General features: G+C 47.4%; 10 protein-coding genes, 9 tRNA genes, 6 rRNA genes and 1 other annotated feature (1 of these 26 running past the window's edge). All 25 genes read right to left on the bottom strand.

The window, feature by feature from the left end:
* Window positions 1–172: a binding site (T-box leader), on the bottom strand (it extends 59 nt beyond the left edge of the window).
* A 2-nt stretch (window positions 173–174) separates the two neighbouring features.
* Window positions 175–1,626: a glutamate--tRNA ligase gene (gene gltX / locus MKX38_RS00605; RefSeq protein ID WP_014478617.1), complete on the bottom strand. Its 1,452-nt coding sequence runs from the start codon at window positions 1,624–1,626 to the stop codon at window positions 175–177.
* Between the two features lie 90 nt (window positions 1,627–1,716).
* Window positions 1,717–2,193, bottom strand: coding sequence for a 2-C-methyl-D-erythritol 2,4-cyclodiphosphate synthase (ispF, locus tag MKX38_RS00600; RefSeq protein ID WP_014475594.1), 477 nt, complete (start codon window positions 2,191–2,193; stop codon window positions 1,717–1,719).
* Entirely contained in the window at window positions 2,186–2,884 is a 699-nt protein-coding gene (ispD, locus tag MKX38_RS00595; RefSeq protein ID WP_032726598.1) for a 2-C-methyl-D-erythritol 4-phosphate cytidylyltransferase, read from the bottom strand. Before ispD ends, ispF begins: the two co-directional genes overlap by 8 nt.
* A 14-nt stretch (window positions 2,885–2,898) precedes the next feature.
* On the bottom strand, window positions 2,899–3,999 hold the full coding sequence (locus MKX38_RS00590; RefSeq protein WP_003235014.1) for a PIN/TRAM domain-containing protein: 1,101 nt from the start codon (window positions 3,997–3,999) through the stop codon (window positions 2,899–2,901).
* A 115-nt stretch (window positions 4,000–4,114) separates the two neighbouring features.
* Window positions 4,115–5,197 carry a DNA integrity scanning diadenylate cyclase DisA gene (gene disA, locus MKX38_RS00585; protein WP_003225736.1) on the bottom strand — a complete coding sequence of 361 codons (1,083 nt, stop codon included), beginning with the start codon at window positions 5,195–5,197 and terminating at the stop codon, window positions 4,115–4,117.
* A 3-nt stretch (window positions 5,198–5,200) separates the two neighbouring features.
* On the bottom strand, window positions 5,201–6,577 hold the full coding sequence (gene radA, locus MKX38_RS00580; protein ID WP_038428273.1) for a DNA repair protein RadA: 1,377 nt from the start codon (window positions 6,575–6,577) through the stop codon (window positions 5,201–5,203).
* Between the two features lie 91 nt (window positions 6,578–6,668).
* Window positions 6,669–9,101, bottom strand: coding sequence for an ATP-dependent protease ATP-binding subunit ClpC (clpC, locus tag MKX38_RS00575; protein WP_003235011.1), 2,433 nt, complete (start codon window positions 9,099–9,101; stop codon window positions 6,669–6,671).
* The gene (locus MKX38_RS00570; RefSeq protein ID WP_003235007.1) at window positions 9,098–10,189 is read right to left on the bottom strand and encodes a protein arginine kinase; all 1,092 of its coding nucleotides are present in this window, start codon (window positions 10,187–10,189) and stop codon (window positions 9,098–9,100) included. The genes clpC and MKX38_RS00570 overlap by 4 nt, the downstream gene beginning before the upstream one ends.
* On the bottom strand, window positions 10,189–10,746 hold the full coding sequence (mcsA, locus tag MKX38_RS00565) for a protein-arginine kinase activator protein McsA (protein WP_015252993.1): 558 nt from the start codon (window positions 10,744–10,746) through the stop codon (window positions 10,189–10,191). The genes MKX38_RS00570 and mcsA overlap by 1 nt, the downstream gene beginning before the upstream one ends.
* Window positions 10,747–10,759: 13 nt before the next feature.
* On the bottom strand, window positions 10,760–11,224 hold the full coding sequence (ctsR, locus tag MKX38_RS00560; RefSeq protein WP_003225724.1) for a transcriptional regulator CtsR: 465 nt from the start codon (window positions 11,222–11,224) through the stop codon (window positions 10,760–10,762).
* Between the two features lie 240 nt (window positions 11,225–11,464).
* Window positions 11,465–11,580: ribosomal RNA gene (gene rrf / locus MKX38_RS00555) — 5S ribosomal RNA — on the bottom strand.
* Between the two features lie 55 nt (window positions 11,581–11,635).
* A 23S ribosomal RNA gene (locus tag MKX38_RS00550) occupies window positions 11,636–14,563 on the bottom strand.
* Between the two features lie 170 nt (window positions 14,564–14,733).
* Window positions 14,734–16,283 (bottom strand): 16S ribosomal RNA (locus tag MKX38_RS00545).
* A 171-nt stretch (window positions 16,284–16,454) separates the two neighbouring features.
* Window positions 16,455–16,530 (bottom strand) — tRNA-Ala (locus MKX38_RS00540).
* Between the two features lie 8 nt (window positions 16,531–16,538).
* A tRNA-Pro gene (locus MKX38_RS00535) sits at window positions 16,539–16,615 on the bottom strand.
* A 27-nt stretch (window positions 16,616–16,642) separates the two neighbouring features.
* Window positions 16,643–16,719: transfer RNA gene (locus tag MKX38_RS00530), tRNA-Arg, on the bottom strand.
* Between the two features lie 9 nt (window positions 16,720–16,728).
* A tRNA-Leu gene (locus MKX38_RS00525) sits at window positions 16,729–16,814 on the bottom strand.
* A gap of 14 nt (window positions 16,815–16,828) precedes the next feature.
* Window positions 16,829–16,903 (bottom strand) — tRNA-Gly (locus MKX38_RS00520).
* Between the two features lie 40 nt (window positions 16,904–16,943).
* Window positions 16,944–17,026, bottom strand: a tRNA-Leu gene (locus MKX38_RS00515).
* Between the two features lie 6 nt (window positions 17,027–17,032).
* Window positions 17,033–17,108 (bottom strand) — tRNA-Lys (locus tag MKX38_RS00510).
* 36 nt (window positions 17,109–17,144) lie between these two features.
* A tRNA-Thr gene (locus tag MKX38_RS00505) sits at window positions 17,145–17,220 on the bottom strand.
* A 4-nt stretch (window positions 17,221–17,224) separates the two neighbouring features.
* Window positions 17,225–17,300: transfer RNA gene (locus MKX38_RS00500), tRNA-Val, on the bottom strand.
* 22 nt (window positions 17,301–17,322) lie between these two features.
* Window positions 17,323–17,438 (bottom strand): 5S ribosomal RNA (gene rrf, locus MKX38_RS00495).
* A 55-nt stretch (window positions 17,439–17,493) separates the two neighbouring features.
* A 23S ribosomal RNA gene (locus MKX38_RS00490) occupies window positions 17,494–20,421 on the bottom strand.
* A 170-nt stretch (window positions 20,422–20,591) separates the two neighbouring features.
* Window positions 20,592–22,141 (bottom strand): 16S ribosomal RNA (locus MKX38_RS00485).
* Together the 16S, 23S and 5S rRNA genes with 9 tRNA genes alongside form the textbook arrangement of a ribosomal RNA operon.
* Window positions 22,142–22,178 lie beyond the last annotated feature (37 nt).

Here is a 22,178-nt window from a genome sequence, read left to right as displayed (position 1 = left end):
CAACTTCAGCCTGTAACGGCGGCGGCCGCCTTTGAATACTGGTTTCAAAAAACGTTCTTCAAAGGTCTTAAGGGCGCACTTCTAAAACCCGGCTCATGGATCTCTCTCAGCCAATGGAGATCCTTTCTGTAATGGCCTAAAGCTTTATACTCTTCCCTGTCAACAATCATTTATTTAGATATTTTTTAAACGCTGAATTGCAGTCTCTTTACCGATCAATTCAATTGATTGCGGCAGTTCCGGACCGTGAGTTTGCCCTGTTACAGCAACACGAATCGGCATAAACAGTTTTTTCCCTTTATGGCCAGTTTCTTTCTGCACTGCTTTGATCGATGCTTTGATGTTATCCGGAGTGAACTCCTCAAGCTCTTCAAGCTTCGCTGCGAATGTACTGAGCACTTCAGGAACCTGTTCTTCTTCCAGAACAGCTTTCGCTTCTTGATTATACTCGATCTCATCCGTAAAGAACAAATCAGTCAGCTCAACAATTTCCGCACCGTAGCTTAATTGCTCATGATACAGGGAAATCAGTTTACGAACCCACTCTTGTTCTTCAGCAGAAAGCTCAGTGCCAACTTTGCCCGCTTTTTGCAAATGCGGAAGCGTCAGTTCAACAACCTGATCAAGATCCAGCTTCTTCACATATTGGTTGTTAACCCATTTTAGCTTATGCATATCAAACAAAGCTGGTGATTTAGATAAACGATTTACATCAAAAATTTCAATAAACTGCTCTTTTGTGAAAAGCTCTTCTTCTCCAACCGGTGACCAGCCTAGCAGTCCGATAAAGTTGAACAGCGCTTCTGGCAAGTAGCCAAGCTCTTTGTACTGCTCGATGAATTGAATAATGGATTCATCACGTTTGCTGAGCTTTTTACGGCTTTCGTTTACGATCAGCGTCATGTGTCCGAACTGAGGAATATCCCACCCGAATGCTTGATAGATCATAATCTGTTTCGGTGTGTTAGAAATATGATCCTCACCGCGCAGCACGTGTGTCATTTTCATTAAGTAGTCATCAATCGCTACCGCGAAGTTATAAGTAGGCGTTCCGTCCTTTTTAACAATAACGAAGTCGCCGATGCCATCTGATTCAAAAGAAATTTCGCCTTTTACGATATCATTGAAGGCGATAATTTTTCCTTCCGGCACGCGGAAACGAATACTTGGTTTTCTGCCTTCAGCGATAAATTTCTCCTGTTCTTCCTGAGTCAGGTCTCTGTGTTTTCCGGAATAACGAGGCATTTCTCCGCGGGCAATCTGTTCTTCACGCTCTTTTTCAAGCTCTTCTTCCGTACAGTAACATTTATAAGCAAGCCCTTTTTCAAGAAGCTCTTCATAGTACACTTTATAGATATCGTTACGCTCGGACTGACGGTATGGGCCGTACTCTCCTCCGACATCCACACTCTCATCCCAGTCAATACCTAGCCACTTCAGATAATTCAGCTGGCTTTGTTCTCCGCCCTCAATATTGCGCTTTTTATCTGTATCCTCAACTCGAATGATAAACTTACCGCCTTGATTGCGGGCAAATAAATAATTAAAAAGCGCCGTTCTGGCATTTCCAATATGCAAATGTCCGGTTGGACTCGGTGCATAACGGACGCGTACTTCGTTTCCCATTTTCAAATACTTCCTTTCATGTCATGTATGGCCTCAGGCAAAAATGTATGAATCTATTCTACCACCAAATAGACCCGGCATCAAAACAAGTTAGCCTTTTTGTATCAGTACTGTCGCCTGAGCCGCTATTCCTTCCGCCCGGCCTGTAAATCCAAGCTTTTCTGTCGTTGTTGCTTTTACATTTACTTGAGAAACTTCTGCCTCAAGGCCTTCAGCAATTCTTTTTCTCATATCTTCTATGTACGGCAGCATCTTCGGCTTTTGCGCTATGATGGTGCAATCAATGTTCCCAAGGACATACCCCTTCTGTTTCACGATTCCCCAGACATGCTGAAGTAATTTGAAAGAATCTGCGTCCTTGAACTCGGGATCTGTGTCAGGAAAATGCTTGCCGATGTCTCCTTCACCCACAGCTCCCAGGCAGGCGTCAGCGACAGTATGCAGCAATACGTCTGCATCAGAATGGCCAAGCAGCCCTTTTTCGTACGGGATTTCAATTCCGCCAATAATGAGAGGACGGCCCTCAACTAATTGATGCACATCAAATCCTTGTCCAATTCTAAACATGTTTATTCCCACTTTCTGATTCCATGATAGCTTCAGCTGACGTCAAATCGTCTGGCGTCGTCAGCTTAATATTTGTATAGCTGCCTTCTACAACACGGACCGAACCGCCCTCCATCTGTTCAACGAGGCTGGCGTCATCCGTCCCTAAAAATCCCTTGCGCTCGGCCTCAGCGTGAGCCTTCATCAATAAAGAAAGACGAAAAGCTTGTGGCGTTTGGACAGCCCACAAGCTTGAACGTTCAATCGTCTCACTGACTTGTAAATCTTGAACGCGTTTAATCGTATCTTTTACCGGAACAGCAAGGATGGCCGCTCCTGTCTGTTCCGCCTCTGCGATCAGTTCGTCAATTTGTTCATGTTTTATAAATGGGCGGGCACCGTCATGTACAAGGACAATCTTTTCCTGCTTTACGGCTTTCAGCCCCTTATACACACTGTGCTGACGCTCATCTCCGCCTGCAACAAGCTCAATCGATGTTTGAAACGGATAATCGGTCAGCATTTGCTGAAAGTGCTCCCGCTCCTGCTCGTTAATCACCAAGATGATTTTTTCGCACTGCCGGTGGCTGTCAAACACTCTTAACGTGTGTATGATCACCGGGTCTCCTTTCAGCTCAATGAACAGTTTATTTCTCCCTGCCTTCATCCGCTTTCCCTGACCGGCTGCAGGAATCACCACATCATAACTCATTGTTTTTTCTCCCTTTACAGCGCCTTCTCCAACAGCTTAGGCTTCGCAAAAATCATTCGTCCCGCTGCTGTCTGCAGCACACTTGTGACGAGTACATCAATATGCTTGCCGATATAATTGCGTCCTTCTTCAACGACAATCATCGTACCGTCATCCAAGTAGGCAACTCCCTGATTATGCTCTTTCCCGTCCTTAATGACCTGAACATTCATTTCCTCGCCAGGAAGCACAACAGGCTTGACCGCATTGGCAAGGTCATTAATGTTTAATACTGCTACCTTCTGAAGCTCGCACACTTTATTTAAATTAAAATCATTCGTCACAACGACCCCGGATGTCAGCTTAGCAAGTTTGACGAGCTTGCTGTCAACCTCCTGAATATCTTCAAAGTCGCCTTCGTAAATTTCAACTTCAATGTCTAATTCTTTCTGAATGCGGTTCAGGATATCAAGACCGCGGCGTCCTCTGTTTCGTTTTAAAACATCTGAAGAGTCTGCAATATGCTGCAATTCCTCAAGGACAAACTGCGGAATCACGATAACTCCCTCTAAAAAACCAGTCTGACAAATATCTGCTATTCTCCCATCAATAATAACACTAGTGTCCAAAATTTTCAGCTTCTTGTCTTGAACCTCATGTTCTTCATCAGCTGTTCCTTTTTTCTTTTGCATTCTGGCGGAAATGGAAAACAGGCTGATCAATTCATCCTTTTTCTTAAAGCCCACCTGGAAGCCGAGGTAACCGAGGAAGAAAGCCAAAAATACAGGAATTATTGTGCTGAATATGCGGTAAGGTATATTGTCTAAAGGAATAACATTTACGATAAGATAAGCAATTATAAGTCCAAAAACTAAGCCAAGACTTCCAAATAACAAATCTGGAACCGGCGCTTTTAACAATGAATCCTCTATCCACTTCACCCAGTTCACAACGTATTCTGTACCCCATATACTGATGAGAAAAAAGATAATTGCTCCTATTGCCGCAGACGTATATGCGTTTGTTATTAAAGGTATGTCCTGTATATTTAACAGTACAAACAATTCAGGTATCAAAAATATACCAACAACGCCGCCAAAAATAATGAAGAACGCCTGAACTATTCGTTTTAACATACCCCCACCTCCTTTTTTAACATTTTAATTTCACAAAGTCTTATGCATCCTACGAATATCAGAATAAACAAAAACCAACATTAATATACCCGTATTCATAAGGTTTTAACCGAAATCACAGTTGTCTGTCTAAATAATGCTTCTCTTGCAGGCGTTTTAATCCTTTTTTGATTTTTTGGGCTCGTACTTCACCGATTCCCTCTACTTCATCTAATTCTTCTGCACTCGCCTCAATAATCCTTGGCAGGACTCCAAATGCTTCTACAACATTTTCAACAATCGGCATCGGAAGACGCGGTATCTTATTTAACAGCCTGTATCCTCTCGGCAATACATAATCATCAAGATTAGTAGAAGCAGGGTAACCGAGAAGCTTATACACAATGGAATCATCCAGCAGATCATAACTGGACATATCCTGCAGCTCCTTCAAGAGAACAAACGGATCTTTAATCTTTTCTTTTACATAGTCCTTAATAAATAAAGCGGCCTCTTCTTCCATATCCGTAATCAATTCAATGACTTGCAGTTTGATCAGATGCCCTTCTGTCCCCAGCTCTTTGATATACATATTAATTTCGTTTTTGATTCTCAGTACCATTTCATAACGATGCATGACAGACAAGACATCACTGAAGGTAACAAGTTCCTCAAACTCTAACGCGTTCAGTGCATTAATCGTTTTATCGAGGATTGTCTTATACTTTTCAAGTGTTTGAATGGCTTGGTTCGCCTTGGTTAAAATAAATCCTATGTCTTTTAGTGTATACTTCATGTTTTCCTGATATAACGTTATGACATTTCTTCTTTCAGAAATAGCGATTACAAGACAGCCAGTTTGCTTAGCTACTCTTTCGGCAGTTCTGTGCCGCATTCCTGTTTCTGATGAAGAAATTGTGGCATCCGGCATCAGCTGAGTATTCGCGTAGAGGATCTTTTGACCCGAATCACTTAAAATGATCGCTCCATCCATTTTAGCCAACTCATATAAATGCGCCGGAGAAAAAGCCGTGTTTATGTGAAAGCCGCCGTCCACCACTTCTTTTACTTTATCATTATATCCAACAACAATCAGACCGCCTGTATTTGCTCTCAAGACGTTTTCCATCCCCGCTCTGAGCGGTGTACCCGGAGCAACAAACTGCAATATAGATGACAGGTCTAACTCGTGTTTCGCCCCTTTTTTCTCTTTTTCCATCTATTATCCTCCTAATGAAGTACGAAGCGCTTCTGCAACATTTGCTACTCCGATAACCTCAATCCCTTTTGGTTTTGTCCATCCATCCAGATTTGCCGCGGGTATGATCATGCGTTTAAAACCAAGCTTTGCCGCTTCTTTCACACGCTGTTCAATTCTTGAAACCCGCCGGACTTCTCCGGTTAATCCCACTTCTCCAATAAAACAATCTGCAGGATTTGGAGGTGTGTCTCTAAAGCTTGATGCAATACTAATCACAATCGCAAGATCAATTGCCGGTTCATCAAGCTTAACGCCGCCAGCCACTTTCAAATAAGCATCCTGATTTTGCAGCAGCAGTCCAACTCTTTTTTCTAACACAGCCATTAACAGAGAAACCCTGTTATGGTCTATTCCCGTTGCCATACGCCTTGGGTTGCCAAAGCTTGTTGGCGAGATGAGCGCCTGAATTTCAACGAGAATCGGTCTAGTGCCCTCCATAGAGGCAGTGATACTCGAGCCTGCGGAACCAGCAGAGCGTTCTTCTAAGAAAATTTCCGAAGGATTCAAAACCTCAGTGAGCCCCTCTTCCCGCATTTCGAAAATGCCCATTTCGTTTGTAGATCCGAAACGGTTTTTTACAGCCCGCAAAATACGGAAAGTATGGTGGCGTTCTCCTTCAAAATATAAAACAGTGTCAACCATATGCTCCAACAGTCTCGGACCTGCAATAGACCCTTCTTTCGTCACGTGCCCTACGATAAAAATCGGAATACCTTTTGTTTTTGCAATTTTCATCAGCTCAGCGGTACATTCTCTGACCTGTGACACACTGCCTGGAGCCGATGTAATATCGCTTTGGTAAACCGTTTGAATAGAGTCAACAACGACAAACGCTGGATTCATCTCTTGTATAGCAGACGAAATATACTCCATATCGGTTTCAGATAAAACATGCAGTGACGGACTATTAATGCCGAGACGGTCTGCTCGCAGCTTCGTTTGCTTTACAGATTCTTCTCCCGAAATATACAGGACACTGTTTGATGAGCCTGATAATTGAGCGGAAACCTGCAGTAATAGCGTTGACTTTCCGATACCAGGATCACCGCCAATTAAAACGAGGGAGCCTTTAACGACACCTCCGCCGAGTACTCTGTTAAACTCGCCAAGCTGGGTTTTAACGCGGGGTTCTTCTGATGTTTCGATTGATGTAATAGGTGAAGGTTTCTGTACAGTTTGAACAGAATGAGAAAAAGCCGCTCTCCGATTGGCCGGTGCTTTTTTAATCATTTCTTCCACCATTGTATTCCAAGCACCGCAGCCTGGACATTTCCCCATCCATTTTGGAGACTCGTAGCCGCAGGATTGGCAGATGAATTTCGATTTTGTTTTAGCCATATATAGTGTAAGACCTCTCCCTTGTTCTATTTCTTGATATGAAAGTGAGGCATACACTTACATGCTGTATGCCTCATTTCCGTCTTCTATATTAATTCGTTTTAGCAGTCGTTTTTACGACAAATTCGCCATCTTCTACATCAAGAACAATATGCTGTCCTTTATGAATATTTCCTCTGAGGAGTTCTTCAGATAAACGATCCTCGACATGTTTTTGGATCGCTCTTCTTAACGGACGGGCACCGTATTCCAGGTCAACGCCCTCTTCCGCGACTTTCGCTTTTGCAGCATCTGTCAATTCGATAGAAAGATCTTGTTCTTTCAAGCGTTTCGTTAATTGATCAGACATTAATGACACAATCTCAGTGAGATGTTTTTTCTCAAGTGAATGGAAGACAATGATTTCATCAATACGGTTGATGAACTCAGGTCTGAACGCTCGTTTTAATTCACCCATCACTTTATCTTTCATGTCTTTATGATTTTGAGTTTCATCCTGAACGTTAAAGCCGACATATTTATTGCGTTTCAGCTCACTTGCTCCGACGTTTGATGTCATGATCAGAATGGTATTGCGGAAATCGACTGTGCGTCCTTTAGAATCAGTCAATCGTCCGTCTTCAAGAACTTGCAGAAGGATATTGAAGACATCAGGGTGCGCTTTCTCGATCTCATCAAGAAGCACGACAGAGTAAGGTTTTCTTCTGACTTTCTCTGTCAATTGACCGCCTTCATCATATCCCACATAACCCGGAGGTGAACCAACAAGTCTTGAAGTTGAGTGTTTTTCCATGTATTCAGACATATCAATTCTGATCATGGATTCTTCATCGCCAAAAATGGATTCAGCGAGTGCTCGTGCAAGCTCTGTTTTACCTACACCTGTAGGGCCTAAGAAAATGAATGAGCCGATTGGGCGTTTAGGATCTTTCAATCCTGCTCTCGCACGTCTGACGGCTTTTGCAACAGCTACAACTGCTTCATCCTGGCCGATGACGCGGGAATGAAGAATGTTTTCCATATTGAGAAGCTTATCAGTTTCAGTTTGGGCGATTTTAGATACAGGCACACCGGTCCAGCTGGATACAACCATCGCAATATCATCCACAGTAACCTCTGAGTTTTCCTGCCCTTGCTTCTCTTTCCATGATTTCTTCGTATCCTCTACTTGCTCGCGCAGGCGTTGTTCAGTATCACGCAAGGAAGCAGCTTTTTCAAACTCTTGGCTTTGCACTGCCGCATCCTTCTCTTTACGAACCTCATCAAGCTTCTGCTCAAGCTCTTTTAAGTTAGGAGGCGTTGTAAATGAGCGCAGTCTCACCTTTGAACCTGCTTCATCGATCAAGTCAATTGCTTTATCCGGAAGGAAGCGGTCAGAAATATATCTGTCAGAAAGCTTAACCGCAGCTTCAATGGCATCATCAGTGATAGAAACGCGGTGGTGGGCTTCGTATCTGTCACGCAGACCTTGTAAAATTTGAATACTTTCATCTACAGATGGCTGATCAACCTGAATCGGCTGAAAACGGCGTTCCAGTGCTGCATCTTTTTCAATATATTTACGGTACTCATCAAGAGTCGTTGCACCAATACATTGGAGTTCGCCGCGAGCAAGTGAAGGTTTTAAAATATTAGATGCATCAATAGCACCTTCTGCTCCGCCTGCCCCGATTAATGTATGGAGCTCATCGATGAATAGAATGATATTTCCTGCCTGGCGAATTTCATCCATGACCTTCTTCAGGCGATCCTCAAATTCTCCGCGGTATTTTGTGCCGGCAACAACTGTTCCCATGTCTAATGTCATCACACGTTTATCACGCAAAATTTCGGGTACTTCATTATTGATAATTTGCTGTGCCAAACCTTCTGCGATAGCCGTTTTACCTACACCTGGTTCCCCAATGAGAACAGGGTTGTTTTTCGTTCTGCGGCTTAACACTTCAATGACACGCTGGATCTCCTTGCTTCTGCCGATTACAGGGTCAAGGCTGTCTTCCTTCGCAATAGCAGTTAAGTCTCTTGCCAAGCTGTCAAGCGTAGGCGTATTCGCATTGCTGTTTGTTCCTGCCGCTGATGATCCTGTTTCATTACTTCCTAGAAGCTGGAGCACCTGCTGTCTTGCTTTATTTAAGCTGACACCGAGATTATTCAGAACTCTCGCAGCAACACCTTCTCCTTCACGAATCAGACCAAGAAGAATATGTTCTGTTCCCACATAAGAATGACCGAGTTTTCTTGCCTCATCCATTGAAAGCTCAATGACTTTTTTAGCTCTAGGAGTATAATGAATCGTTTGAGACATTTCCTGCCCGCGCCCGATCAAACTTTCTACTTCTTTCTGAATTTTTTCTGAACCGAGTCCAAGCGCTTGAAGAGCTTTAGCAGCAATGCCCTCTCCTTCTCTTACCAGTCCTAATAAAATATGCTCAGTGCCAATGTTATTATGACCTAACCGAAGTGCTTCTTCCTGTGCTAGCGCCAGTACTTTTTGAGCTCGTTCTGTAAATCTTCCAAACATCATATCGATTCATCCTCCTGTCTTTTCCCATTCATTTCTAAGTGAAGCCGTTCTCTGATGAGAGCCGCTCTTCGAATGTCCCTTTCGTTCGGACGCAAAGCGCCTCCCGAGTATTGCTGTAAAAACCCTGGCTGCGTCAAAATCATAAGTTCGTTAAGTATGTTGCTTGAAAGTCCTTTTATTATGCCTAAGTCTATGCCTAACCGAACATCTGAAAGGCACTTTGCAGTTTCTTTCGATTCTATCATCCGGCAATTAGACAAGACCCCATATGACCGATATACCCGATCCTCAAGTTCGATTTTAGAAGTTTGATAAATCGCTTCTCGGGCAGATCGTTCTTGTTCAATCAACTGAGCAGCAACACTGTTAAGATCCTCTACAATATCCTGCTCTGACTTACCAAGCGTGATCTGATTTGAAATTTGAAAGATATTCCCTACTGCTTCGCTGCCTTCCCCATAAATTCCTCTAACAACTAAGCCTAATTGATTAATTGCCGGTATAATTCGATTTATTTGCCTAGTTAAAACCAGCGCCGGCAGATGCATCATGACCGAAGCCCTTAAACCTGTACCTACGTTTGTAGGACAGCTGGTTAAGTATCCTCTTTGCTCATTGAATGCATAATCAACTTTTTCTTCAATCCAGTCGTCGACCTGGTTTGCGGCTTTCATTGCTTCTAAAAGCTGAAATCCAGGGAAAAGACATTGAATTCTAATATGGTCCTCTTCATTTAGCATGACGCTTACTTCCTCATTTTCAGAAAGCAAACAGCCGCCAAAAGGAGACTCTGTCAGATTCGGACTGATTAGATGTTTTTCAACAAGTACACGCTTCTCTAAAGGCTGTGCATCATTCATTCTAATCAAAACAAATTTGCCGATTCCGGGAATTTCTTGCTCTGAAAACTGATCTTCAAATTGCTGTATGATGGATGAGGCTTCTTCATTGGAATACCGCGTAGGGAACCGAATATGCTCAAAGTTCCTTGCTAAACGTATGCGGCTGCTGAGTACAATGTCACTTTCAGGTCCTTTCTGCTTCATCCAACTGCTTAGTGCGTCCTGAATAAAATGCTTTAGCGACATTACTCCTGTTCCTCCTCACTATCTGTACTTTTGAGTGATTGTTCTAATGAACGAATTTGATCTCTTACATGAGCTGCATTTTCAAATTCTTCTTGATGGATTAAGGATTCCAATTCCTTTTTTAGCATATCAATCTGCCGTCTGACATGAAGATTGCCGCCTATTCGTTTCGGTATCTTACCTGCATGCACAGTGTTTCCGCTGTGCACTTTACGTAGGATTGGTGTAATGTTGCTATGAAATGTTTTGTAACATTCAGAACATCCAAAACGACCAATTTTTCTGAATTGCTGAAAAGTCATTCCGCATTTCGGACAAGCAGATATTTGCTCCGAGTGACTGAACATTTGAGTTCCTGCATTTTGAAATGAAGAATCCATGTTCAGTAAACCCGAAAGTAAATTATGAATAGAGAAACCCTGATTTGCACTTATACCATATGAATCACTATTTTCTTTGGCACATTGTTCACAAATATGAACTTCTATTTTTTCTCCGTTAACAACCTTTGTAAAGTGAAAAGTGGCTGGTCTCTCGTGGCACTCTTGACAAATCAATCTTTTCACCCGCTTATTTTAATTTTAAAGAAGTCAGCATTGCCTTCATCATTCTCGCTCTTAATTCATCACGTTCAGGCAAGTCAATGTGTAAAACTGAGCGGTCCATTACGCTGACCATCATTTTTGCTTCTCTTTCTGAAATTACCTTGTCTTCTAATAGCCTTAAAATAATATCATCAGAGGCTGCTTGAGACAAATGGGTATTAATTTGAGAAATAATATTATTGATCAGGACAACTTCATTGTTCATTTTAATTTTAATGATTCTGATGTAACCGCCGCCCCCGCGTTTGCTCTCAACAATATATCCTCTTTCGCTTGTAAATCTGGTGTTGATGACATAATTTATTTGGGAAGGAACGCATTGAAATTTATCTGCAATTTCACTTCGTTTAATCTCTAAAATTTCCTTGCCATTTTGATCTAACACTCGTTTTAAATATTGTTCAATGATGTCAGAAATATTATGTCCCACTCAACCCCCTCCTTTACTGACTTTGACTATATTTGACTTTAATCTTACTATAAGCCGTTTCTCGAGAATTTTCAACTTTCTCGCTCTATCCTTCATTATTTCCATTTTCCCGGTCCACAAAACCTGATTGCTGATTTAAAATTCGGTATAAAGTTATTATATTATACAGTTAAGTGGAATTTTATGATACCAATAAACCAAAATACAAAAAACCCAGCTCAATGAGCTGGGTTTAAGCTTGCTTGGCGGCGTCCTACTCTCACAGGGGGAAACCCCCGACTACCATCGGCGCTGAAGAGCTTAACTTCCGTGTTCGGTATGGGAACGGGTGTGACCTCTTCGCTATCGCCACCAAACAAATTGAGAGTGTTCTCTCAAAACTAGATAACAGGTGTGACATCATTCAAAAATATGGTTAAGTCCTCGATCGATTAGTATCTGTCAGCTCCATGTGTCGCCACACTTCCACCTCAGACCTATCAACCTGATCATCTTTCAGGGATCTTACTTCCTTGCGGAATGGGAAATCTCATCTTGAGGGGGGCTTCATGCTTAGATGCTTTCAGCACTTATCCCGTCCGCACATAGCTACCCAGCGATGCCCTTGGCAGAACAACTGGTACACCAGCGGTGCGTCCATCCCGGTCCTCTCGTACTAAGGACAGCTCCTCTCAAATTTCCTGCGCCCGCGACGGATAGGGACCGAACTGTCTCACGACGTTCTGAACCCAGCTCGCGTACCGCTTTAATGGGCGAACAGCCCAACCCTTGGGACCGACTACAGCCCCAGGATGCGATGAGCCGACATCGAGGTGCCAAACCTCCCCGTCGATGTGGACTCTTGGGGGAGATAAGCCTGTTATCCCCGGGGTAGCTTTTATCCGTTGAGCGATGGCCCTTCCATGCGGAACCACCGGATCACTAAGCCCGACTTTCGTCCCTGCTCGACTTGTAGGTCTCGCAGTCAAGCTCCCTTGTGCCTTTACACTCTGCGAATGATTTCCAACCATTCTGAGGGAACCTTTGGGCGCCTCCGTTACCTTTTAGGAGGCGACCGCCCCAGTCAAACTGCCCACCTGACACTGTCTCCCCGCCCGATAAGGGCGGCGGGTTAGAAGGTCAATACAGCCAGGGTAGTATCCCACCGATGCCTCCACCGAAGCTGGCGCTCCGGTTTCCAAGGCTCCTACCTATCCTGTACAAGCTGTACCAACATTCAATATCAGGCTGCAGTAAAGCTCCACGGGGTCTTTCCGTCCTGTCGCGGGTAACCTGCATCTTCACAGGTACTATAATTTCACCGAGTCTCTCGTTGAGACAGTGCCCAGATCGTTGCGCCTTTCGTGCGGGTCGGAACTTACCCGACAAGGAATTTCGCTACCTTAGGACCGTTATAGTTACGGCCGCCGTTTACTGGGGCTTCAATTCGCACCTTCGCTTACGCTAAGCGCTCCTCTTAACCTTCCAGCACCGGGCAGGCGTCAGCCCCTATACTTCGCCTTACGGCTTCGCAGAGACCTGTGTTTTTGCTAAACAGTCGCCTGGGCCTATTCACTGCGGCTCTCTCGGGCTTGCACCCTAACAGAGCACCCCTTCTCCCGAAGTTACGGGGTCATTTTGCCGAGTTCCTTAACGAGAGTTCTCTCGATCACCTTAGGATTCTCTCCTCGCCTACCTGTGTCGGTTTGCGGTACGGGCACCTCTCACCTCGCTAGAGGCTTTTCTTGGCAGTGTGGAATCAGGAACTTCGCTACTATATTTCGCTCGCCATCACAGCTCAGCCTTATGGGAAACGGATTTGCCTATTTCCCAGCCTAACTGCTTGGACGCGGATATCCAATACCGCGCTTACCCTATCCTCCTGCGTCCCCCCATTGCTCAAATGGTGAGGAGGTGGTACAGGAATATCAACCTGTTGTCCATCGCCTACGCCTTTCGGCCTCGGCTTAGGTCCCGACTAACCCTGAGCGGACGAGCCTTCCTCAGGAAACCTTAGGCATTCGGTGGAGGGGATTCTCACCCCTCTTTCGCTACTCATACCGGCATTCTCACTTCTAAGCGCTCCACCAGTCCTTCCGGTCTGGCTTCACAGCCCTTAGAACGCTCTCCTACCACTGTTCGAAGAACAGTCCGCAGCTTCGGTGATACGTTTAGCCCCGGTACATTTTCGGCGCAGAGTCACTCGACCAGTGAGCTATTACGCACTCTTTAAATGGTGGCTGCTTCTAAGCCAACATCCTGGTTGTCTAAGCAACTCCACATCCTTTTCCACTTAACGTATACTTTGGGACCTTAGCTGGCGGTCTGGGCTGTTTCCCTTTCGACTACGGATCTTATCACTCGCAGTCTGACTCCCAAGGATAAGTCATTGGCATTCGGAGTTTGACTGAATTCGGTAACCCGGTAGGGGCCCCTAGTCCAATCAGTGCTCTACCTCCAAGACTCTTACCTTGAGGCTAGCCCTAAAGCTATTTCGGAGAGAACCAGCTATCTCCAGGTTCGATTGGCATTTCACCCCTACCCACACCTCATCCCCGCACTTTTCAACGTGCGTGGGTTCGGGCCTCCATTCAGTGTTACCTGAACTTCACCCTGGACATGGGTAGATCACCTGGTTTCGGGTCTACGACCACGTACTCATGCGCCCTATTCAGACTCGCTTTCGCTGCGGCTCCGCATCTTCTGCTTAACCTTGCACGGGATCGTAACTCGCCGGTTCATTCTACAAAAGGCACGCCATCACCCGTTAACGGGCTCTGACTACTTGTAGGCACACGGTTTCAGGATCTCTTTCACTCCCCTTCCGGGGTGCTTTTCACCTTTCCCTCACGGTACTGGTTCACTATCGGTCACTAGGGAGTATTTAGCCTTGGGAGATGGTCCTCCCGGATTCCGACGGAATTTCACGTGTTCCGCCGTACTCAGGATCCACTCAGGAGAGAACGAAGTTTTGACTACAGGGCTGTTACCTCCTATGGCGGGCCTTTCCAGACCTCTTCATCTACCTCGTTCCTTTGTAACTCCGTACAGAGTGTCCTACAACCCCAAGAGGCAAGCCTCTTGGTTTGGGCTGATCCCGTTTCGCTCGCCGCTACTCAGGGAATCGCATTTGCTTTCTCTTCCTCCGGGTACTTAGATGTTTCAGTTCCCCGGGTCTGCCTTCTCATATCCTATGAATTCAGATATGGATACCACTCCATTACGAGTGGTGGGTTTCCCCATTCGGAAATCTCCGGATCAAAGCTTGCTTACAGCTCCCCGAAGCATATCGGTGTTCGTCCCGTCCTTCATCGGCTCCTAGTGCCAAGGCATCCACCGTGCGCCCTTTCTAACTTAACCGTTAAAAAGAATCACTATGTGATATCTTGTGTTACTAATTGAATGTGATGTCTACTGTTATCTAGTTTTCAAAGAACACGTTTCGAAGGAATGATCCTTCAAAACTAAACAAGACAGGGAACGTTCTGTTTATAAGACCCAAGGTCTTATATTCCGTATAATATCCTTAGAAAGGAGGTGATCCAGCCGCACCTTCCGATACGGCTACCTTGTTACGACTTCACCCCAATCATCTGTCCCACCTTCGGCGGCTGGCTCCTAAAAGGTTACCTCACCGACTTCGGGTGTTACAAACTCTCGTGGTGTGACGGGCGGTGTGTACAAGGCCCGGGAACGTATTCACCGCGGCATGCTGATCCGCGATTACTAGCGATTCCAGCTTCACGCAGTCGAGTTGCAGACTGCGATCCGAACTGAGAACAGATTTGTGGGATTGGCTTAACCTCGCGGTTTCGCTGCCCTTTGTTCTGTCCATTGTAGCACGTGTGTAGCCCAGGTCATAAGGGGCATGATGATTTGACGTCATCCCCACCTTCCTCCGGTTTGTCACCGGCAGTCACCTTAGAGTGCCCAACTGAATGCTGGCAACTAAGATCAAGGGTTGCGCTCGTTGCGGGACTTAACCCAACATCTCACGACACGAGCTGACGACAACCATGCACCACCTGTCACTCTGCCCCCGAAGGGGACGTCCTATCTCTAGGATTGTCAGAGGATGTCAAGACCTGGTAAGGTTCTTCGCGTTGCTTCGAATTAAACCACATGCTCCACCGCTTGTGCGGGCCCCCGTCAATTCCTTTGAGTTTCAGTCTTGCGACCGTACTCCCCAGGCGGAGTGCTTAATGCGTTAGCTGCAGCACTAAGGGGCGGAAACCCCCTAACACTTAGCACTCATCGTTTACGGCGTGGACTACCAGGGTATCTAATCCTGTTCGCTCCCCACGCTTTCGCTCCTCAGCGTCAGTTACAGACCAGAGAGTCGCCTTCGCCACTGGTGTTCCTCCACATCTCTACGCATTTCACCGCTACACGTGGAATTCCACTCTCCTCTTCTGCACTCAAGTTCCCCAGTTTCCAATGACCCTCCCCGGTTGAGCCGGGGGCTTTCACATCAGACTTAAGAAACCGCCTGCGAGCCCTTTACGCCCAATAATTCCGGACAACGCTTGCCACCTACGTATTACCGCGGCTGCTGGCACGTAGTTAGCCGTGGCTTTCTGGTTAGGTACCGTCAAGGTACCGCCCTATTCGAACGGTACTTGTTCTTCCCTAACAACAGAGCTTTACGATCCGAAAACCTTCATCACTCACGCGGCGTTGCTCCGTCAGACTTTCGTCCATTGCGGAAGATTCCCTACTGCTGCCTCCCGTAGGAGTCTGGGCCGTGTCTCAGTCCCAGTGTGGCCGATCACCCTCTCAGGTCGGCTACGCATCGTTGCCTTGGTGAGCCGTTACCTCACCAACTAGCTAATGCGCCGCGGGTCCATCTGTAAGTGGTAGCCGAAGCCACCTTTTATGTTTGAACCATGCGGTTCAAACAACCATCCGGTATTAGCCCCGGTTTCCCGGAGTTATCCCAGTCTTACAGGCAGGTTACCCACGTGTTACTCACCCGTCCGCCGCTAACATCAGGGAGCAAGCTCCCATCTGTCCGCTCGACTTGCATGTATTAGGCACGCCGCCAGCGTTCGTCCTGAGCCAGGATCAAACTCTCCGATAAAGTAGTTTGACTGACTACGCACATCGCTGTGCGATTTATAAAAAAATGAATTAACAGGTACGTTTTGTCTTGTTTAGTTTTCAAAGATCATTTTGTTTGCTTGCTTTGTTAAAGCAACTTTCTTAGTGTACAACGTCACTTCTTCAAAGTCAACAACTTTTTAAAAACTTTTGGTGGAGCCTAGCGGGATCGAACCGCTGACCTCCTGCGTGCAAAGCAGGCGCTCTCCCAGCTGAGCTAAGGCCCCATAAAAAATGGTCGGGAAGACAGGATTCGAACCTGCGACCCCATGGTCCCAAACCATGTGCTCTACCAAGCTGAGCTACTTCCCGATTTCCCATCTATTCTATTAAAAGATATGGCGCGCCCGAGAGGAGTCGAACCCCTAACCTTTTGATCCGTAGTCAAACGCTCTATCCAATTGAGCTACGGGCGCAAAACATAATGCCGAGGGCCGGACTTGAACCGGCACGGTAGTCACCTACCGCAGGATTTTAAGTCCTGTGTGTCTGCCAATTCCACCACCCCGGCGTGGATGGTATAGTTGGAGCGGAAGACGGGATTCGAACCCGCGACCCCCACCTTGGCAAGGTGGTGTTCTACCACTGAACTACTTCCGCAGACAGGATGTCCAGTTTTTCTAACTGTTATCCTATATAATGCGGGTGAAGGGACTTGAACCCCCACGTCATAAAGACACTAGATCCTAAGTCTAGCGCGTCTGCCAATTCCGCCACACCCGCGTAAAATGGTGAGCCATGAAGGACTCGAACCTTCGACCCTCTGATTAAAAGTCAGATGCTCTACCAACTGAGCTAATGGCTCTTCTACAAGAGACTTGAGTATTATATCATATAAAAGTGGTGCCGGCAAGAGGACTTGAACCCCCAACCTACTGATTACAAGTCAGTTGCTCTACCAATTGAGCTACACCGGCATAATGGTGGAGGATGACGGGCTCGAACCGCCGACCCTCTGCTTGTAAGGCAGATGCTCTCCCAGCTGAGCTAATCCTCCATAATTGCACTAACGTGCAATTGCTTGGCGGCGTCCTACTCTCACAGGGGGAAACCCCCGACTACCATCGGCGCTGAAGAGCTTAACTTCCGTGTTCGGTATGGGAACGGGTGTGACCTCTTCGCTATCGCCACCAAACAAATTGAGAGTGTTCTCTCAAAACTAGATAACAGGTGTGACATCATTCAAAAATATGGTTAAGTCCTCGATCGATTAGTATCTGTCAGCTCCATGTGTCGCCACACTTCCACCTCAGACCTATCAACCTGATCATCTTTCAGGGATCTTACTTCCTTGCGGAATGGGAAATCTCATCTTGAGGGGGGCTTCATGCTTAGATGCTTTCAGCACTTATCCCGTCCGCACATAGCTACCCAGCGATGCCCTTGGCAGAACAACTGGTACACCAGCGGTGCGTCCATCCCGGTCCTCTCGTACTAAGGACAGCTCCTCTCAAATTTCCTGCGCCCGCGACGGATAGGGACCGAACTGTCTCACGACGTTCTGAACCCAGCTCGCGTACCGCTTTAATGGGCGAACAGCCCAACCCTTGGGACCGACTACAGCCCCAGGATGCGATGAGCCGACATCGAGGTGCCAAACCTCCCCGTCGATGTGGACTCTTGGGGGAGATAAGCCTGTTATCCCCGGGGTAGCTTTTATCCGTTGAGCGATGGCCCTTCCATGCGGAACCACCGGATCACTAAGCCCGACTTTCGTCCCTGCTCGACTTGTAGGTCTCGCAGTCAAGCTCCCTTGTGCCTTTACACTCTGCGAATGATTTCCAACCATTCTGAGGGAACCTTTGGGCGCCTCCGTTACCTTTTAGGAGGCGACCGCCCCAGTCAAACTGCCCACCTGACACTGTCTCCCCGCCCGATAAGGGCGGCGGGTTAGAAGGTCAATACAGCCAGGGTAGTATCCCACCGATGCCTCCACCGAAGCTGGCGCTCCGGTTTCCAAGGCTCCTACCTATCCTGTACAAGCTGTACCAACATTCAATATCAGGCTGCAGTAAAGCTCCACGGGGTCTTTCCGTCCTGTCGCGGGTAACCTGCATCTTCACAGGTACTATAATTTCACCGAGTCTCTCGTTGAGACAGTGCCCAGATCGTTGCGCCTTTCGTGCGGGTCGGAACTTACCCGACAAGGAATTTCGCTACCTTAGGACCGTTATAGTTACGGCCGCCGTTTACTGGGGCTTCAATTCGCACCTTCGCTTACGCTAAGCGCTCCTCTTAACCTTCCAGCACCGGGCAGGCGTCAGCCCCTATACTTCGCCTTACGGCTTCGCAGAGACCTGTGTTTTTGCTAAACAGTCGCCTGGGCCTATTCACTGCGGCTCTCTCGGGCTTGCACCCTAACAGAGCACCCCTTCTCCCGAAGTTACGGGGTCATTTTGCCGAGTTCCTTAACGAGAGTTCTCTCGATCACCTTAGGATTCTCTCCTCGCCTACCTGTGTCGGTTTGCGGTACGGGCACCTCTCACCTCGCTAGAGGCTTTTCTTGGCAGTGTGGAATCAGGAACTTCGCTACTATATTTCGCTCGCCATCACAGCTCAGCCTTATGGGAAACGGATTTGCCTATTTCCCAGCCTAACTGCTTGGACGCGGATATCCAATACCGCGCTTACCCTATCCTCCTGCGTCCCCCCATTGCTCAAATGGTGAGGAGGTGGTACAGGAATATCAACCTGTTGTCCATCGCCTACGCCTTTCGGCCTCGGCTTAGGTCCCGACTAACCCTGAGCGGACGAGCCTTCCTCAGGAAACCTTAGGCATTCGGTGGAGGGGATTCTCACCCCTCTTTCGCTACTCATACCGGCATTCTCACTTCTAAGCGCTCCACCAGTCCTTCCGGTCTGGCTTCACAGCCCTTAGAACGCTCTCCTACCACTGTTCGAAGAACAGTCCGCAGCTTCGGTGATACGTTTAGCCCCGGTACATTTTCGGCGCAGAGTCACTCGACCAGTGAGCTATTACGCACTCTTTAAATGGTGGCTGCTTCTAAGCCAACATCCTGGTTGTCTAAGCAACTCCACATCCTTTTCCACTTAACGTATACTTTGGGACCTTAGCTGGCGGTCTGGGCTGTTTCCCTTTCGACTACGGATCTTATCACTCGCAGTCTGACTCCCAAGGATAAGTCATTGGCATTCGGAGTTTGACTGAATTCGGTAACCCGGTAGGGGCCCCTAGTCCAATCAGTGCTCTACCTCCAAGACTCTTACCTTGAGGCTAGCCCTAAAGCTATTTCGGAGAGAACCAGCTATCTCCAGGTTCGATTGGCATTTCACCCCTACCCACACCTCATCCCCGCACTTTTCAACGTGCGTGGGTTCGGGCCTCCATTCAGTGTTACCTGAACTTCACCCTGGACATGGGTAGATCACCTGGTTTCGGGTCTACGACCACGTACTCATGCGCCCTATTCAGACTCGCTTTCGCTGCGGCTCCGCATCTTCTGCTTAACCTTGCACGGGATCGTAACTCGCCGGTTCATTCTACAAAAGGCACGCCATCACCCGTTAACGGGCTCTGACTACTTGTAGGCACACGGTTTCAGGATCTCTTTCACTCCCCTTCCGGGGTGCTTTTCACCTTTCCCTCACGGTACTGGTTCACTATCGGTCACTAGGGAGTATTTAGCCTTGGGAGATGGTCCTCCCGGATTCCGACGGAATTTCACGTGTTCCGCCGTACTCAGGATCCACTCAGGAGAGAACGAAGTTTTGACTACAGGGCTGTTACCTCCTATGGCGGGCCTTTCCAGACCTCTTCATCTACCTCGTTCCTTTGTAACTCCGTACAGAGTGTCCTACAACCCCAAGAGGCAAGCCTCTTGGTTTGGGCTGATCCCGTTTCGCTCGCCGCTACTCAGGGAATCGCATTTGCTTTCTCTTCCTCCGGGTACTTAGATGTTTCAGTTCCCCGGGTCTGCCTTCTCATATCCTATGAATTCAGATATGGATACCACTCCATTACGAGTGGTGGGTTTCCCCATTCGGAAATCTCCGGATCAAAGCTTGCTTACAGCTCCCCGAAGCATATCGGTGTTCGTCCCGTCCTTCATCGGCTCCTAGTGCCAAGGCATCCACCGTGCGCCCTTTCTAACTTAACCGTTAAAAAGAATCACTATGTGATATCTTGTGTTACTAATTGAATGTGATGTCTACTGTTATCTAGTTTTCAAAGAACACGTTTCGAAGGAATGATCCTTCAAAACTAAACAAGACAGGGAACGTTCTGTTTATAAGACCCAAGGTCTTATATTCCGTATAATATCCTTAGAAAGGAGGTGATCCAGCCGCACCTTCCGATACGGCTACCTTGTTACGACTTCACCCCAATCATCTGTCCCACCTTCGGCGGCTGGCTCCTAAAAGGTTACCTCACCGACTTCGGGTGTTACAAACTCTCGTGGTGTGACGGGCGGTGTGTACAAGGCCCGGGAACGTATTCACCGCGGCATGCTGATCCGCGATTACTAGCGATTCCAGCTTCACGCAGTCGAGTTGCAGACTGCGATCCGAACTGAGAACAGATTTGTGGGATTGGCTTAACCTCGCGGTTTCGCTGCCCTTTGTTCTGTCCATTGTAGCACGTGTGTAGCCCAGGTCATAAGGGGCATGATGATTTGACGTCATCCCCACCTTCCTCCGGTTTGTCACCGGCAGTCACCTTAGAGTGCCCAACTGAATGCTGGCAACTAAGATCAAGGGTTGCGCTCGTTGCGGGACTTAACCCAACATCTCACGACACGAGCTGACGACAACCATGCACCACCTGTCACTCTGCCCCCGAAGGGGACGTCCTATCTCTAGGATTGTCAGAGGATGTCAAGACCTGGTAAGGTTCTTCGCGTTGCTTCGAATTAAACCACATGCTCCACCGCTTGTGCGGGCCCCCGTCAATTCCTTTGAGTTTCAGTCTTGCGACCGTACTCCCCAGGCGGAGTGCTTAATGCGTTAGCTGCAGCACTAAGGGGCGGAAACCCCCTAACACTTAGCACTCATCGTTTACGGCGTGGACTACCAGGGTATCTAATCCTGTTCGCTCCCCACGCTTTCGCTCCTCAGCGTCAGTTACAGACCAGAGAGTCGCCTTCGCCACTGGTGTTCCTCCACATCTCTACGCATTTCACCGCTACACGTGGAATTCCACTCTCCTCTTCTGCACTCAAGTTCCCCAGTTTCCAATGACCCTCCCCGGTTGAGCCGGGGGCTTTCACATCAGACTTAAGAAACCGCCTGCGAGCCCTTTACGCCCAATAATTCCGGACAACGCTTGCCACCTACGTATTACCGCGGCTGCTGGCACGTAGTTAGCCGTGGCTTTCTGGTTAGGTACCGTCAAGGTACCGCCCTATTCGAACGGTACTTGTTCTTCCCTAACAACAGAGCTTTACGATCCGAAAACCTTCATCACTCACGCGGCGTTGCTCCGTCAGACTTTCGTCCATTGCGGAAGATTCCCTACTGCTGCCTCCCGTAGGAGTCTGGGCCGTGTCTCAGTCCCAGTGTGGCCGATCACCCTCTCAGGTCGGCTACGCATCGTTGCCTTGGTGAGCCATTACCTCACCAACTAGCTAATGCGCCGCGGGTCCATCTGTAAGTGGTAGCCGAAGCCACCTTTTATGTTTGAACCATGCGGTTCAAACAACCATCCGGTATTAGCCCCGGTTTCCCGGAGTTATCCCAGTCTTACAGGCAGGTTACCCACGTGTTACTCACCCGTCCGCCGCTAACATCAGGGAGCAAGCTCCCATCTGTCCGCTCGACTTGCATGTATTAGGCACGCCGCCAGCGTTCGTCCTGAGCCAGGATCAAACTCTCCGATAAAGTAGTTTGACTGACTACGCACATCGCTGTGCGATTT

It is taken from the genome of Bacillus sp. FSL M8-0025 (assembly GCF_037975475.1).
GTDB lineage: Bacteria > Bacillota > Bacilli > Bacillales > Bacillaceae > Bacillus > Bacillus subtilis.
Note: the sequence above shows the minus strand (reverse complement) of the source record. Positions and strands in the feature narration are given on the sequence as shown.